Consider the following 763-nt stretch of genomic DNA (forward strand, 5'->3'; position numbering starts at 1 on the left):
CTCGGCGCGGGCTACGGGGCTGCCGCGCTGGCCGAGTGGGGCATCGCCGGCTCGCTGGTGTTCTTCGGTGTCTGCCTCGCTGCCGGGCGGCGTCTGCCGCTGGGAGCGGCCGCCGTGATCACCGCCGTGTTCGCCGTGGCCCACGGCCATGCCCACGGGGCGGAGGCCGGCGGCGCCGCGGCCTGGTTCGCCTTCGGCACCGGCATGGTCCTGGCGACCGCGGCCCTGCACGCCCTCGGCGTGCTCGCCGGCATTGCTGCGCAGCGCCTGCCGGCGGCCGGCATCGGACTGCGGCTGGCGGGCGGCGCGACCGCCGCCTTCGGCGCCGTGGTCCTGGTGGGCCTGCTGGCGTGAGCGCGGTGCCGGCCAGTGCACCGGGATGGCGCGCCGGGCTGGAGCTGGGTTTCGCCCGCGACGGCACGCGAACCATTCCGGTGCATCGGCGCCACTTCGGGCCGCTGCGGGTCCAGAAGGCGTTCCACCCGGAGCCCGGGGTGTGCCACAGCTACATCCTGCACCCGCCGGGCGGGGTGGTCGGCGGGGACCGGCTCAACACCACCGTGGACGTGGCCGGTGACGCCCACGCCCTGATCACCACGCCGGGCGCGAACAAGTTCTACCGCAGCGGCGGGCCGGTGGCCTGCCAGCGCCAGACCCTGCGGGTCGCCGACGGCGGCACCCTGGAGTGGCTGCCGCTGGAGCAGATCGTCTTCGACGGCGCCCAGGCGGAGGCGACGCTGGCGGTGGAGCTCGCCGGCGATGC

Annotated in this window: 2 protein-coding genes; both read left to right on the forward strand. The window is 76.5% G+C overall.

From position 1 onward, the window contains the following. Positions 1-354: HupE/UreJ family protein (locus tag G7A99_RS22525; RefSeq protein ID WP_205600013.1), on the forward strand; the 354-nt coding region annotated here is incomplete at its 5' end. After that, positions 351-763: urease accessory protein UreD (locus G7A99_RS22530; RefSeq protein WP_205600014.1), on the forward strand; the 413-nt coding region annotated here is incomplete at its 3' end. The genes G7A99_RS22525 and G7A99_RS22530, both read left to right, overlap by 4 nt.

Source organism: Arhodomonas sp. KWT, from assembly GCF_010993615.1.